The sequence below is a fragment of the Streptomyces sp. NRRL S-495 genome (assembly GCF_000966955.1).
Lineage (GTDB): Bacteria > Actinomycetota > Actinomycetes > Streptomycetales > Streptomycetaceae > Kitasatospora > Kitasatospora purpeofusca.
This window is the reverse complement of record NZ_JZWY01000063.1, coordinates 26269-40911: the sequence shown is the minus strand read 5'-3', so window position 1 is coordinate 40911 and position 14643 is coordinate 26269. Positions and strand designations below refer to the sequence as shown.

At 72.8% G+C, this 14643-nt stretch carries 11 protein-coding genes; 3 read left to right on the top strand and 8 right to left on the bottom strand.

Features of this window, described 5'->3' with window-relative positions; all coding sequences use genetic code 11:
* Positions 1 to 2326 precede the first annotated feature (2326 nt).
* Complete coding sequence (locus tag VR45_RS42020) at positions 2327 to 5602, top strand: RHS repeat-associated core domain-containing protein (RefSeq protein ID WP_052708836.1); 3276 nt, start codon at positions 2327 to 2329, stop codon at positions 5600 to 5602.
* A 79-nt stretch (positions 5603 to 5681) separates the two neighbouring features.
* On the opposite strand, the gene rpe is transcribed toward VR45_RS42020, so the two are convergent.
* Positions 5682 to 6365, bottom strand: coding sequence for a ribulose-phosphate 3-epimerase (gene rpe, locus VR45_RS04730; protein WP_045938393.1), 684 nt, complete (start codon positions 6363 to 6365; stop codon positions 5682 to 5684).
* A 284-nt stretch (positions 6366 to 6649) separates the two neighbouring features.
* On the opposite strand from rpe, the gene VR45_RS04725 reads away from it, so the two are divergent.
* Entirely contained in the window at positions 6650 to 7510 is an 861-nt protein-coding gene (locus VR45_RS04725; protein WP_045938392.1) for a hypothetical protein, read from the top strand.
* A 66-nt stretch (positions 7511 to 7576) separates the two neighbouring features.
* Here VR45_RS04725 and VR45_RS04720 read toward each other — a convergent pair whose 3' ends face one another.
* The 7 genes from VR45_RS04720 to VR45_RS04695 form a co-directional block, all read right to left on the bottom strand.
* Positions 7577 to 8119: a DUF4188 domain-containing protein gene (locus tag VR45_RS04720; protein WP_045938391.1), complete on the bottom strand. Its 543-nt coding sequence runs from the start codon at positions 8117 to 8119 to the stop codon at positions 7577 to 7579.
* A gap of 136 nt (positions 8120 to 8255) precedes the next feature.
* Positions 8256 to 8918 (bottom strand): TetR/AcrR family transcriptional regulator, encoded by a 663-nt coding sequence (locus VR45_RS04715; protein WP_045938390.1) that lies wholly within the window; start codon positions 8916 to 8918, stop codon positions 8256 to 8258.
* 52 nt (positions 8919 to 8970) lie between these two features.
* Positions 8971 to 10497: an FAD-dependent monooxygenase gene (locus VR45_RS04710; protein ID WP_234325832.1), complete on the bottom strand. Its 1527-nt coding sequence runs from the start codon at positions 10495 to 10497 to the stop codon at positions 8971 to 8973.
* A 253-nt stretch (positions 10498 to 10750) separates the two neighbouring features.
* On the bottom strand, positions 10751 to 11737 hold the full coding sequence (locus VR45_RS04705) for an aldo/keto reductase (RefSeq protein WP_045938388.1): 987 nt from the start codon (positions 11735 to 11737) through the stop codon (positions 10751 to 10753).
* Between the two features lie 135 nt (positions 11738 to 11872).
* Positions 11873 to 12199: an ABC transporter permease gene (locus VR45_RS50455; protein ID WP_353612662.1), complete on the bottom strand. Its 327-nt coding sequence runs from the start codon at positions 12197 to 12199 to the stop codon at positions 11873 to 11875.
* Positions 12196 to 12711 (bottom strand): ABC transporter permease, encoded by a 516-nt coding sequence (locus VR45_RS50450; protein ID WP_353612661.1) that lies wholly within the window; start codon positions 12709 to 12711, stop codon positions 12196 to 12198. The genes VR45_RS50455 and VR45_RS50450 overlap by 4 nt, the downstream gene beginning before the upstream one ends.
* Complete coding sequence (locus VR45_RS04695; RefSeq protein ID WP_045938405.1) at positions 12711 to 13697, bottom strand: daunorubicin resistance protein DrrA family ABC transporter ATP-binding protein; 987 nt, start codon at positions 13695 to 13697, stop codon at positions 12711 to 12713. Before VR45_RS04695 ends, VR45_RS50450 begins: the two co-directional genes overlap by 1 nt.
* A gap of 179 nt (positions 13698 to 13876) precedes the next feature.
* On the opposite strand from VR45_RS04695, the gene VR45_RS04690 reads away from it, so the two are divergent.
* A complete protein-coding gene (locus VR45_RS04690) occupies positions 13877 to 14626 on the top strand; it encodes a TetR/AcrR family transcriptional regulator C-terminal domain-containing protein (RefSeq protein WP_234325831.1) in 750 nt (249 codons plus the stop codon).
* Positions 14627 to 14643: the final 17 nt, after the last annotated feature.

Below are 14643 nucleotides of genomic sequence, written 5' to 3'. Positions count from 1 at the left end.
GTGCTGGCGGCGGAACCGCAGGCCGCGGGCGCGAGCGGCGACTTCAAGGCCACCGGCCTCGCGCCCTCGGGCTCGTGGACCGGCGGCAGTTCGGCGGGCGGGTTCGCCTGGACGTACCCCGTCCCCACCCCCGACGTGTTCGGCGGCCCGCGGCCCGACCTCGCGCTGACCTACTCCTCGCAGGCCGTCGACGGCCGCACCTCCGTCAGCAACAACCAGTCCAACTGGGTCGGCGACGGCTGGTCCTTCGCCGAGAACTTCATCGAACGCCGCTACCGCACCTGCTCCGACGACATGGGCGGCAACGCCACCAACACCACCAAGAGCGGCGACCTCTGCTGGTACACCGACAACGCCACCCTCTCCCTCAACGGCACCACCGCCGAACTCGTCCGCGGCGCCGACGGCACCTGGCACCCCGTCAACGACACCGCCGCCAAGGTGGAGAGGCTCACCGGCGCCGTGAACGGCGACAACGACGGCGAGTACTGGAAGGTCACCGACGCCAAGGGCATCCAGTACTACTTCGGCCTCAACCGACTCCCCGGCTGGACCACCGGCAAGGACGAGACCAACTCGGCCTGGACCGTCCCCGTCTACGGCAACAACCCCGGCGAGGACTGCAACAAACCCGGCAACCACGCCGCCTCCTGGTGCCAGCAGGGCTGGCGCTGGAACCTCGACCACGTCGTCGACCCGCGCGGCAACGCCATGGCGGTCTACTACGCCAAGGAGACCAACAACTACGGCCGCAACGGCAACCTCACCACCGGCGCCTCCACCGCCACCCCCTACATCCGCGGCGGCCACCCGCTGCGGATGGAGTACGGCCTGCGCGCCGACGCGGTGTACGCCACCCCCGCCGCCCGGGTCGACTTCACCGTCTCCGAACGCTGCGTACCCGACGCGACGGCCAGGATCACCTGCGCCCCCGCGGAGTTGAAGACCGACCCCGACCCCGCCAAGGACACCACCCGCTGGTGGCCGGACGTCCCCTTCGACCTCGACTGCGCCGACGGCAAGGAGTGCAAGGGACAGTTCTCGCCCTCCTTCTGGACCCGCAAACGCCTCACCGGCATCACCACCAAGGTCCTGGTGAGCGGCGGCTACAAGGACGTCGACACCTGGACCCTCACCCAGACCTTCCCGCCCACCGGGGACACCGCCAAGGAGTTCCCCCTCTGGCTGGAGGCCATTACCCGCACCGGCACCGCCGGCACCGGAAACCCGATCACCCTCCCCCCGGTCGCCTTCAACGGCATCCAGCTCGCCAACCGCGTCGACGGCACCGGCGACGGCGCACCCCCCTTCCTGCGCCGCCGCGTCAACAGCATCACCACCGAGACCGGCGCCACCGTCGCCGCCGTCTACTCAGGGCAGGACTGCACCACCACCGACCTCCCCGCCCCCGCGACCAACAATCGCCGCTGCTACCCGGTCTTCTGGCAGAAACCCTCCGACAGCAAACCCACCCTCGACTGGTTCCACAAGTACGTGGTCACCCAGGTCCGCGAGGAGGACAACACCGGCGGCGCCCCGGCCAAGGTCACCGACTACACCTACCTCGACGGACCCGCCTGGGCGAAGTCCACCGACGAACTCAGCAAGCCCGAACACCGCACCTGGTCCGAGTACCGCGGCTACGGCACCGTCCAGACCCGCACCGGCGCCGGCAACGACCGACGCACCCTCGCCGAGACCGTCTACCTGCGCGGCATCCCCGGCGCCAAGGTCCCCGACTCCGAAGGCAACACCGTCGACGACGACACCGCCTTCCAGGGCACGGCCCGCGAAACCCGCAGCTACCTCGGCGACGGCGGCCCCCTCGTCAGCGCCACCACCCACACCCCCTGGCAGTCCGACCCCACCGCCACCCGCACCCGCCCCGGCCTCCCCGACCTCACCGCCCGCTACTCCGGCACCGCCCGCACCACCACCCGCGTCCTCCTCGACGGCGGCACCTGGCGCCGGAACTCGACCGCGACGACCTACGACGCCTACGGCATGGTCACCGCGGTCGACGACTCCGGCGACCTCGCCGTCCCCACCGACGACCGCTGCACCCGCACCGAGTACGCCCGCAACACCGCGGCGAACCTGCTCGACCTCCCGTCCCGGGTGGAAACCGTCGCCACCGGGTGCGCGAACACCCCGGCCAGGCCGCGCGAGGTGGTCGCCGACAACCCGGAGCGGCTACGACGGCGGCGCGCCGGGCACGGCACCGACCCGCGGGCTCCTCACCACGACCGAGCAGATCAAGGGCGACGGATCCGGCTACGCCCCGGTCACGACCGTCGGATACGACCTCTACGGTCGCGCGACGTCCATGGCCAACGCCGTCGGCGCCACCACGACCACCGCCTACACACCCGCGCAGGGCGAACCCGCGGCGAGGAGCGTGGTCACCAACCCCCTCGGCCACACCGTCACCAGCGAGTTCGACCCGCGCCGCGCACTCACCACCGCGACCGTCGACGCCAACGGCAAGCGGACCGATTCGGTGTACGACGCCCTCGGCCGCCTCGTCCGGGGCTGGGCCGCGGGCTGGAGCAAGGCCGAGCACCAGTCGTACCCCAGCGTCCAGTTCACCTACGACATCACCCGGACCGGCCCCTCGGTCATCACCTCGAAGAACCTCCTGCCCAACGGGGCCTACCGGACGAGCCACACGGTCTACGACTCGCTGCTCCGCGAGCGCCAGACCCAGGAGCCCACCCCCGGGGGCCGGCTGATCACGGAGAAGTTCTACGACACGCACGGCTGGACGCCGATCGAGTTCAAGCCGTATTACACGACCGGCGCGCCGGAACCGGGACTCGTCTCCGGCGACCCGTACGGCGTGGTGAACCAGCAGGTCACCGAGTACGACGGGGTGGGCCGCCCGACCGCGGTCGTCTCCAAGTACCTCAACCAGGAGAAGACCCGCACCACCACCCTGTACGGCGGCGACCGCACCACCGTCCTCCCCCCGAACGGCGGCACCGCCACCACGAAGCTGACGGACGTCCGCGGCAACACCACGGAACTGCGCGAGTACACCGACGCGGCCCGGACGGCCTGGGCGACGACCGGCTACGAGTACGGCGACCGCGGCCTGCTCACCAAGGTCACCGCCCCCGGCGGCAGCGTGTGGACGTACGCCTACGACGTCCGGGGACGGAAGACCACGACCGTCGACCCCGACAAGGGCGCGCTGGCCCTCACCTACGACGCCCTCGACCGCCCGGTCACCGCGACCGACGCCCGGGGCGACACCCTGACCACCGAGTACGACGCCCTCGGGCGGACCACTGCCGTCCGCAACGGCGGCACCCTGCGGTCCAGTTGGGTGTTCGACACGGTCGCCAAGGGACAGCTGACCTCGTCCACCAGCTTCGAGAACGGCCAGGCCTACACCACCGCGGTCACCGGCTACGACGACCGCGGCCAGCCGACCGGCCGGACCGTCACCGTCCCCGCCGCCGAACAGAAACTGGCCGGCACCTACACCTGGAAGTACTCCTACAACCAGCAGACCGGCAAGCTCGAAGGCACCGACCTCCCCGCGGCCGGCGGCTTCGGCGCGGAGACCGTCGGCCACACCTACGACAACCTCCTCGGCCTGCCGCTGACGACCGCCGGCCTCGTGCCGTACGTCCAGAACACGACCTACGACAACTACGGCCGGATCAGCGGCGTCGACTCCTCGATCCCCGGCAAGCGCGTCTACCAGCGCCTCGGCCACGACCTGCACACCGGCCGACTGACCGACGTCAGCGTCAAGCGCGACACCTCGCCGGTCGACCTCACCGACACCCACTACACCTACGACCCCGCGGGCAACGTCACCGCGATCGGCGAGCAGCAGAGGGCAGGCGCCGGCGCCGCGCAGACCGACACACAGTGCTTCGCCTACGACGCCCTGCGCCGGACGACCGAGTCCTGGACGGCGACCGACCAGTGCGCCGCACCGCCGACCACCACGGGCCCGGCGGCGAACGTCGGCGGCCCCGACGCCTACTGGACCAGCTACGCCTACGACGCCTCCGGCAACCGCAGCACCGAGACCCGGCACGGACTGGCCGGCGCCGGCAGCACCGTGCGCGGCTACAGCAACACCGGCCACCGCACCACCGGGGTGAGCGAGACCGGCCCCGGCGGGACCAGGACCGAGACCTACGCCTACGACGCCACGGGCAACCTCCGGCGCCGGGCGGCCACGGGATCGGGCAACGTGTTCGACCAGACCCTCGCCTGGAACGACCAGGGGCGCCTCGCCGCGAACGGCCCCACGGGCGGCAGCGGCGGCTCGACCTACGTGTACGACGCCGACGGCAACCGCCTGCTCCGCAAGGACGCCGGCCTCGTCACCCTCTACCTGGGCGAGACGGAGCTGACCTGGGACAAGGTCTCGGTCCAGGTCCTCGGGACGCGCAGCTACACCCACGACGGCGTCGTGGTCGCCGTCCGCACCGCCACCACGACCGGCGGCACCGTCGTCACCTTCCAGAGCGCGGACCAGCACGGGACGGCCACGACCAGCATCGACGGCGCCGGCCAGCAGGTCACCCGGCGCAAGCAGACACCGTTCGGGGCACCCCGGGGCGCTCAGCCCCCCCAGGGCGCCGCGGCCGGCAACTGGCCGGACGACAAGGGCTTCCTCGGCAAACCGCAGGACGGCACCGGGCTCACCCACATCGGGGCCCGCGAGTACGATCCGGCGCTCGGCCGCTTCGTCAGCGTCGACCCCGTCATGGACCTGAGCGACCCCCAGCAGATGAACGGCTACGCCTACGCCAACAACGCACCGGCGAGCGCGTCCGACCCGACGGGCCAGCTGGCGGGCGGGCTGATCCCCGGGATCGGGGCGATCGGGGGGATCGCGTTGGCCATCGGCCTCCTGGTGATCGACCAGGACTACCAGGAGGTCAAGAAGCTCTTCACGCAGCCCCAGCAGCCCGGCCACACGAAGATCAGGAGGAGCGGCCCGGTCCGTCCGGGGAACGGCATCGTCGTCGTGCGCTTCTTCATCGCGGGAAAGACCGCCGGCGGCGCCTTCGCCGGGGACGACCGGGGGTTCACCACCGACGGTGACGCGCCCTACCGGTTCATCCTGGCCTGGGACACCGACACCGGCGAGGTGGTCATGGATGTGTCCCCGAGCCACACGGTCCCGTTCGGGGTTCCCGCCGGTCCACCCAGGACCTACCAGCCGGAGATCGGAGCACACCCGGAAGGCGACGGCACCGACCTGAAGAACCTGAAGCTGACCGACGACGGCTTCAAGGCCACCATCAAGGGCCTGGACGGCTTCATCCCGAACAAGCGGGGCGCCAACCAGCTCTCCGTCAACTACAACGTCGAACTGGGCGTGCCGAGGAACAACTGCGGCTTCGACGAAGGCATCTCCGTGAAGGTCAAGGGTGACGACTACCCGCACGTGGAGGCCATCCAGTACCGAGCCAGTCGGCCACCGCGGCAGATCGGGACCGACAAGGCCTCCGGCCTCGGCGTCGCGGCCACCCAGGGGTGGACGAAGTGGATCCCCGGGGTCGACGGACGCGACCTCAAGTGGAAGGTCCCGAACGACTCCTGGTCGACGCCGCACCTCCCGGGGTCCTGACTCCCCGGAGTCCGGAAGTCCGGGGGCCTGCCGCAGCGGGCACGCCCCCGGACCGCTCCCGTCCGGTCCGGCAGCGGCCTCAGTGCGCGCAGGCCCACCCGGCGCCGGCGGTGGCGCCCTCGGCGAGGGTGCGCAGCTTGGCGACCGCCTCGGCCGGGTCCTGCGCCCCGTACACCGCGGAACCGGCGACGAAGACGTCCGCGCCCGCCTCGGCGCAGCGCTCGATAGTGCTCGCCGACACCCCGCCGTCGACCTGGAGCCACAGCTCGAGGCCGTGCTTGGCGATGAGCTCCCTGGTCCGGCGGATCTTCGGCAGCATGATGTCCAGGAACGCCTGGCCGCCGAAGCCGGGCTCGACGGTCATGATCAGCAGCATGTCGAGTTCCGGCAGCAGGTCCTCGTAGGGCTCGATCGGCGTGGCCGGCTTGAGCGCCATCGACGCCCGGGCGCCCTTGGCCCGGATCTCGCGGGCGAGCCGGACGGGGGCGGCGGCGGCCTCGGCGTGGAAGGTGACCGAGCCGGCGCCCGCCTCGACGTACTGGGGCGCCCAGCGGTCCGGGTCCTCGATCATGAGGTGGCAGTCGAGCGGGATGTCGGTGGCCCGGGCGAGCGATTCGACGATCGGGACGCCGAGGGTCAGGTTCGGCACGAAGTGGTTGTCCATCACATCGACGTGCAGCCAGTCCGAGCCCCGCACGGCCTCGGCCTCCTGGGCGAGGCGGGCGAAGTCCGCGGACAGGATGCTGGGGTTGATCTGCGCCATGGGGCCTGTTACCTCTTCTTGCCTGCGTGCCGAGGGTGTTCGGAGTCCCGGGGATCCGGGGCCCGGCGGTTCGGGCCCGGCTCCCGGGGGCCGGGGCGCGCACGGGGCGCACCCGGACCCATCATCCCTCGCGCCGTCGGGGGCGTGTCACCAGTGAGACCTCCCCGTGACCGTCATCACACCGGGGGCAGGGTTATCGTGACCGCCACCGTGGTCATCAGGCCTGTACGACACCGCACCCCTCCCCCTCGCGCTCCCCGCGCCCCTTCGAGGAAGGTCCTCCGTTGGCCGATCTGGTCCACCCCGCCCGCGCCCTGTGGTGGCTCTTCGAACCCGTGCACGCCGTCACCTACTTCACCCCCGAGGGCCTCGCCGCCTTCGAGGAGGTCGGCCTGCGCGGCGTCGCCCGCAGCTACTTCGGCGGCCGGGCCGCCCCGCTCGGCGCGGTGGACGCCCCGCCGGTGATCGCCGCGTTCTTCAACTTCGCACCCGCCCCGATCGAGCGCGCCCTCCCGGCGATCTGGAAGCTGGCCGCCCCGGAGGCCGCGCTCGCCGCCCGGATCGGCGGCGCCTCGGCGGCCCTGAGGCGGCTGCTGGAGCATGTCGACCCGGCGCAGATCGAGCTGGCGGCGGACCTGCTGGCGGACGCGGTCACCCGGCTGGACTGCGCCGGCCGGGTGCTGGCCGCCGCCAACGCCGCCCTCCCCAGCCCGTCCGACCCGCACGGACGGCTCTGGCAGGCCGCCACGGTGATGCGCGAGCACCGGGGCGACGGCCACGTCGCCGCCCTGGTCGCCGCCGGCCTGGACGGCTGCGAGGCGCTGGTGGTGCGCTGCGCCCTGGACGTGCGCCGCGAGGCGCTGCAGCCGGTGCGCGGCTGGACCGACGCGGAGTGGGACGCGGCGGCGGCCCGGCTGGTCGAACGCGGCTGGATCACCGAGCGCGGCACCATCACCGAGTGCGGCCGGATCCGGCACCAGGCCCTGGAGGCCGCCACCGACCTCGCCGCCGCCCGGGTCTGGGAGCACCACCCGCGGGCCGAGCTCGACCGGCTCGCCGCGGCGCTCAAGCCGATCTCGGCACTCTGTCGCGGCGCACTGCCGCCGATCAACCCGATCGGCCTCCCGGCGACCACCACCGCCTGAGCCGCACGCACCACCGCCCGACCGGTGGCGGCCCCCGCGGAGGGAGTCCGCGGGGGCCGCCGTCGTTCACTCCGAGGTGTCCGCCGGGGTCGTGCCGGGCCCCGCCTCTTCCGGGTCCGAGCGGAAGGCCAGCCGCTGCCTGGCGCTGCGCCCCCGGCCCTCCACCGGCAGCACCCCGCTCGCGCCCGCGAGTCCGAACGGCGGCATGTCGAAGTACACGGACTCGTAGCCGCCCTCCGGCACGATGTACGCCTCGTGCCAGAGGCCGACGTGCCCGCGCATGCTGCCCTTCTTGAGCTTGTTGTTGGCGATCTTCCAGACCCGGTGGTGGAAGGCGTCCGGCGCGGTGGCGTACGCGTAGAGCTTCTCCTCGGACTCCCAGTACTGGACGGCGTAGTAGGTGCGCGGCGAGGCGGTCAGCAGGACCTTCCCGCGCAGGCCGCGTTCCGGTTGCCGGCCCAGCTCGTGCAGCATCCGGAACATCGCCAGCAGCATCGGCAGCCACTGGTGCACGGCCCAGAACCGGTTGATCCGCATCCCGATGAGCAGGACGACGGTCTCCCCGGTGGCGGCCGCGGTGGTGAAGCCCGGAGTCGGTTTCGCGAACACGTCTACCCCCAGCCCTGTCGGCTCTTCCGACCCTCCCGCCCCTTGGGCTACTCGCGGGTAGAGGTCGATGTAAGCGGTGATTACATCAGCGCGCACCGACCCGGTCAACCCTGCGCGCAAGCGAAGTTCCGCCCCGTCAACGGGGGTTGGCGATCCCCCGGCCGAAGGTGTCGAGCACCTGCGCGGCCACCTCCTCCGCCTTCTCGGCCGGCAGGTAGCCGTCCAGGATCATCTGCGCCAGCCCGTACACCAGCGCCTGCCCCGCGAACCCCACCAGCTCCGGATCACCGGGCCGCAGCAGGCCCGCCGCCTGGTCGGCGACGATCACCTCGGTGTACGCGCGGTCGATCCCGGACAACCGCTCCCGCAGCTCCGGCTGCGGGGCCGGCGCGAACACCCGCGAGCGCACCAGCGCGAACCGGTGCGGGTGCCGGACGGCGTACCGGACGAAGCCCAGCCCGAGCGCCCGCAGCACCGCCCGCCGGTCCCCCGCACCGCCGGCGGCCGCCTGCTCCGACCCCCCTGCCGCCTGCTCCGCCCCCGTGGCCGCCGCGACCTCGGCCCGCTGCCAGCCCTCGAAGTCCGCCAGCACCCGGTCCGCCACCGCCGTCAGCAGTGCCCGCCGGTCCGCGAAGTGCCGGAACGGCGCCCCCGCCGACACCCCCGCCCGCCGGGCCACCTCCCGCATGGTGACCTGCTCCTGCCCCACCTCGTCCAGCAGCTCGAACGCCACCCCGACCAGCGCCTCGGGCAGCGCCCCGTGGTGGTAACTCCCGCGCCCCGCGGGCCTCTCCGTCATGCGGGCAGTGCTATCACACCACCGGCGGACGCAGCAGCAGCAGCCGCCGCCGTTACTGTGCCCGGCCGGTCGGAGCGCCCCACCAACGGGTCAGCGCGGCCTCCAGCTCCCGCCGGTCCTCGCCGACCCAGACCACATGGCCGTCGGGCCGCAGCAGCAGCGCGGGCACGTCCACGGCCCCGTCCTTGTCATCGACGACGTGGTCGACACGGTCCGCCCAACCGTCGACCGACAGCCCGCCGCCGGTGCGGTCGAGCAGCAGCCCCCGGCCCTCGTGCATCAGCTCGTAGAGGCGGCGGCCGCCCGACAGCGGGACGTCCCGCAGCCGCCGGCCGAGCAGTTCGTGGTCGCCGTCCTGGTCGTCTGGGAGGCCGGCGCCGAAGTCGTAGCGGACGTCGACCGCGGTGATCATGCCGGTGATGTAGCGGTTGACCTCCTCGAACTCCATCAGCCGCGTGAGCAGTTCGCGCAGCGCGGTCGGCCCCGACTCGGCGCCGAGCAGCGTCATCTGCGCGCGGGTGTTCGTCAGCACGCGGGCGCCGACCGGGTGGCGCTCCGCGTGGTAGCTGTCCAACAGGCCCTCCGGCGCCCAGCCGTCGACCTCGGCGGCGAGCTTCCAGCCCAGGTTGAACGCGTCCTGGACCCCGAGGTTGAGCCCCTGCCCGCCGGTCGGCGGGTGGATGTGCGCGGCGTCGCCGGCCAGCAGCACCCGGCCGACCCGGTAGCGCTCGGCCTGCCGGGTGGCGTCGCCGAAGCGGGAGAGCCAGTGCGGCGAGTGCGCGCCGAAGTCGGTGCCCGCGACGGCCCGCAGCCGCGCCTTGAACTCCTCCAGCGTCGGCGGCGTCGACCGGTCCTCGGCCACGCCGTCCGCGGGCACGATCATCCGCGCGACCCCCTGGCGGCCGTCGACGTCCGGCACCACGCCGAACCGCTGCTCGGTCCGGCGCACCCGCTCGACCACCTCGGCGACCTTCGCCCGGTCCTCGGTGAACTCGAGGTCCCCGATCAGCGTCTCGACCGCGGCCGGCTCACCGGGGAAGCCCACCCCGAGCGCCTTGCGCACCGTACTGCGCCCGCCGTCGCACCCGACGAGGTACCGCGAGCGCAGCCGGGTACCGTCCGCCAGTTCGACGTCCACCCCGTCCGCGTCCTGGTCCAGCCCGACCACCTCGTGGCCGCGCCGGATCTCGGCGCCCAGCTCGCGCGCCCGTTCCTCCAGCAGCCGCTCGGTGACCGCCTGCGGCGTCGCCAGTCCGTACGGGTGGGCGGTGTCCATGCCGTCCGGCCAGGCCGCCATGACGCCGCCGAACAGTCCGCCCACCTGGAACTTCTCGCTCACCGCGAGGAACCGCTCCAGCAGCCCCCGCTGGTCCATGATCTCCACGCTGCGCGCGTGCAGACCGCGCCCGCGCGACTCGCCCGTCCGCTCCGCCAGCCGCTCCAGCACCACCACGCCGACCCCGTGCAGCCGCAACTCGCACGCGAGCATCAGCCCGGTCGGCCCGCCGCCGACCACGATCACATCCACCGTCGAACGCACGTCCATCACCGCTTGCCCCGTCCCGCCGTGTTCTGCCATCCACCAAGGGAGACAAAGAAGACCAAATCCCATGAATCAGCCGCATTCATCCTCGCCCGGTTCAGGTCGGTCATTCTGCGCCACCCCCACCCCCTTGCGGCAAGGCCCCCCACCCGCTATAAGTTGAGAGTGGCAACGAGTGGCTTTTCCTCGTTGCCTTTGTTCTTGCCCCCGCTTCGGGCGTCGACGGTCCCCCTCCCCGTGCCCACCACCGGTCGGCGGGCACGGGGACGACGGACAACTACCGGGCTTCCTACCAGGCGTAGTCCTCCGGCGCGGGTCGGCGGCCCGGGAAGAGGGTGTCCAGGCGGGCGAGCAGGTCGTCGTCGAGCTTGATGTCCAGCGCGTGCACGGCCGCGTCGAGGTGGCCGAGGGTACGCGGGCCGACGATCGGGGCGGTGACGGCGGGGCGCGAGAGCAGCCAGGCGAGGGCGAGGTCGGCGGGGTGCTCGCCGAGTTCGTCGGCGAGGTCCTCGTAGGCCTGGATGCGGTCCCGGTTGGCCGCCAGGATCTCGCCGGCATGCTGGAGCCCGCCGCGGACCAGGCCGCCCTCGCGCTCCTTGCGCAGGGCACCGCCGAGCACGCCGCTGCGCAGCGGGGACCACGGCAGCAGGCCGAGCCCGTAGTGCTCGACGGCGGGGATCACCTCCAGTTCGACGGTCCGGTCCAGCAGGTTGTAGAGGGACTGCTCACTGACCAGGCCGAGGAAGTGCCGTGCCTTGGCGGCCTCCTGGGCCTGGGCGATGTGCCAGCCGGCGAAGTTGCTGGAGCCGACGTAGATGATCTTGCCCTGGGCGACCAGGACTTCCATCGCCTGCCAGATCTCCTCCCAGGGCGCGTCCCGGTCGATGTGGTGCATCTGGTACAGGTCGATGTGGTCGGTGCCCAGCCGGCGCAGGCTGTCCTCGACGGCACGGCGGATCGCGAGGGCGGAGAGCCGTCCCTCGTTCGGCCAATCGCCCATCGGGGCATAGGCCTTGGTGGCGAGCACGGTCCGCTCGCGGCGGCCGTCGCCCTTGGCGAACCAGCGGCCGATGATCTCCTCGGTACGCCCCTTGTGGTTGCCCTCGGAGTCACGTCCGTAACTGTTCGAGGTGTCGAAGAAGTTGATGCCCCGTTCGTGGGCACTGTCCATGATCAGATGGGCGTCGGACTCCTCGGTGTGCGGACCGAAGTTCATGGTGCCCAGGCAGAGTCGGGAAACGGTGAGGCCGGTGCGGCCGAGGTGGGTGAACTCCATGCGCCCCACCCTCCGCCGCACCGGCCGCGCTGTCCAGCACATTCCGCCCCGTGGGAAACGGGTTGCCGGGGTGCGTCCGACTGTGCCGGAGCAGGGGTCGGCGCGGGTCGGTCCCCCGCACGGCGGACTGTGCGGCTACGTGCCGTGGGTGGCGAACTTCCGCACCGCGAACGGACCGCAGACCAGCAGCAGCACCGCGCACCACAGCAGGGTGGCCGCGACGGCGTGCTGCATCGGCCAGGCCGCCGTGGCGGCGGACGGATTGCCGAAGAGGTCGCGCCCGGCCTGGACGACGGCGCTCATCGGGTTCCACTCGGCGACCGCCGCCAGCCAGCCGGGCATGCCGCCGGTGGGCACGAAAGCGTTGGTGACCATGGCCAACGGGAACACCGTGACCGCCAGTTGACCGGCGGCCTCTTCCTTGCCGACGGCCAGGCCGAGCAGCAGTCCGACCCAGGTCATGGCGAACCGGAAGAGCAGCAGCAGCCCGAACGCCCCGCCGCGTCGGCGGGCCCGCCGCGGATCCGCCAGCCGACGACCAGACCGACCGCCGCCAGCAGGGCCAGCACCACCACGCTCACCAGCAGGTCGGCGAGGGTCTGTCCGAGCAGCAGGCCGGTCCGGGAGACCGCCATCGAGCGCAGCCGGTCGGTGACGCCGCGCCCGACGTCCCGGGCGGCGCCGACCATGGTCGGCATGATGCCGTTGACGGCCACCATGGCGAACAGCCCGGGCATCAGGAACTCCCGGTAGCCGTCGACGGACCCGGCGCCGGACGCACCGGGCACACCGGCCGCCCCGGCCCCGCCACCCGGCACGGTGATGGCACTGCCGAACACATAGCCGAACACCACCACCATCAGCACGGGTACGGCGAGCGAGACGGCCAGCAGCCCGGGCGAGCGGCGGTAGTGGAGCAGGACACGGAGCATCGACGACCACGCGTCGACGGCCAGGCTCGCGAGCACGGACATCAGGCGACCTTCCTCTCGGCGGCGTCAGCAGCATCGGCAGCGTCGGCGGTGTCGACGCCGCCACCCCGCGCCGTCCCGGTGAGCGCGAGGAAGACGTCGTCCAACGAGGGCGGCCGCACCGCCGCATCGAGCGCGACCACCCCCACCGCGTCCAACTCCCGCACCAGTGTGGGCAGCAGCACCGTCACCCCCGGCCGGGACACCACCTCCACCGTCCGCTCGTCCTGGTCCACCGCCACGTCACCGTTCCCCGCGAGCGCGGACAGGACCACGGCGGCCCGGCCGAGTTGGCCCGCGTCGGCGAGGGTGACCGACACCCGGGTGCCGATCGACTCCTTGAGCCGCTCGGGCGGGCCGGTCGCGATGGCGGCGCCGTGGTCGACCACCACGACGGTGTCGGCGAGCCGGTCGGCCTCCTCCAGATACTGGGTGGTGAGCAGCACCGTGGTGCCGGCCGCGGCCAACTCCCCCACCGCGTCCCAGATCTGCCGCCTGCTGCGCGGGTCGAGCCCGGTGGTCGGCTCGTCGAGGAAGAGCACCGGCGGGGCGGTGACCAGGCTGGCGACGAGGTCGAGCCGCCGCCGCATGCCGCCGGAGTAGGTGCGCACCAGACGGTCGGCGGCCCCGGTGAGCCCGAAGCGGTCGAGCAGCTCCTCGGCGCGGTCCCGGGCGCCCCGGCCGCCGAGGCGGTGCAGCCGACCGAGGAGGCGCAGGTTGTCGCGACCGGTGAGGCCCTCGTCCACGGCGGCGTGCTGCCCGGCCAGGCCGATGCTGCGCCGGACCGCGTCCGGTTCGCGGGCCACGTCGCACCCGGCGACCCGCGCCGTCCCCCGGTCGGGGGCGACCAGCGTGGCGAGCACCCGGACGGCGGTGGTCTTGCCCGCGCCGTTGGGGCCGAGCAAGCCGCAGACGGTGCCGGCCGGCACGGCGAGGTCGAGTCCGCGCAGCGCCCGGGTGGCGCCGAAGCGTTTCTCCACACCGGACATCTCGACGGCGAAGGCGGCGTTCCGGGCGGCCCCGGAACTCTTCGGGGCGCTGGCCCAGGCGGTGTCGGACATGGCTCTGCCACTCCCTCACTAGGTACGGCGTACGTAGAAGCGAACGCGAGCGCATCGTACTACGTACGCCGTACGTATCTAAGATGGGGAACCGAGGTGATCTACCAGTGCCGTCCAGCAAGCCCCCGAACAGCAGCAGCCCCACCGGCGCGCCGACCCCCGGCGAATCGCCCGAACTGATCTGGCTGCGCCCCGAGCGCACCGGCCGGGGCCCCCGGCCCGCCCACAGCCGGGCCTCCATCGCCGCCGCCGCGATCGCCATCGCCGACGCCGAGGGCCTGGACGCGGTCTCCATGCGCCGGGTCGCGGCCGCGCTCGGCGCGGGCACCATGTCGCTCTACAACTACGTGCCGAAGAAGGAGCACCTGCTCGACCTCATGCTCGACGCCGTCGCCGGTGAGTACGACTACTCCGGCCTCGCCCCGACCGGTGACTGCCGGGCCGACCTCCGCCGCCTCGCGCACGAGCAGATCGCCGCCCTGCGCCGCCATCCCTGGGTGCCGGCCCTGGTGATCGCCCGCCCCGGGATCGGCCCCAACGCCCTGCGCTACACCGAGCACTTCCTCGCCGTCACCGAGCCGAGCGGCCTGGACGGCACCGCCCGCCTGGAGGCGCTCGCCCTGCTCACCGGGTTCGTGTGCCAGTACGCGCAGTACGAGCGCACGGCGGCAGCCGGCGCCAAGTGGCAGGCGGACCTGGCCGGTTACCTCGGCCGCGCCGCCGCGAGCGGTGAATTCCCGCACCTGGCAGCCGCGTTCGCCACCACCGGACCGCCGGCCGACAACCCGGACGCCGTGTTCGACCGCTCACTGGACCGCGTGATCACGGCCGCCCTGGCTCCGGTCGGGCGCGTCTGACCCCGACCACCGCCCGT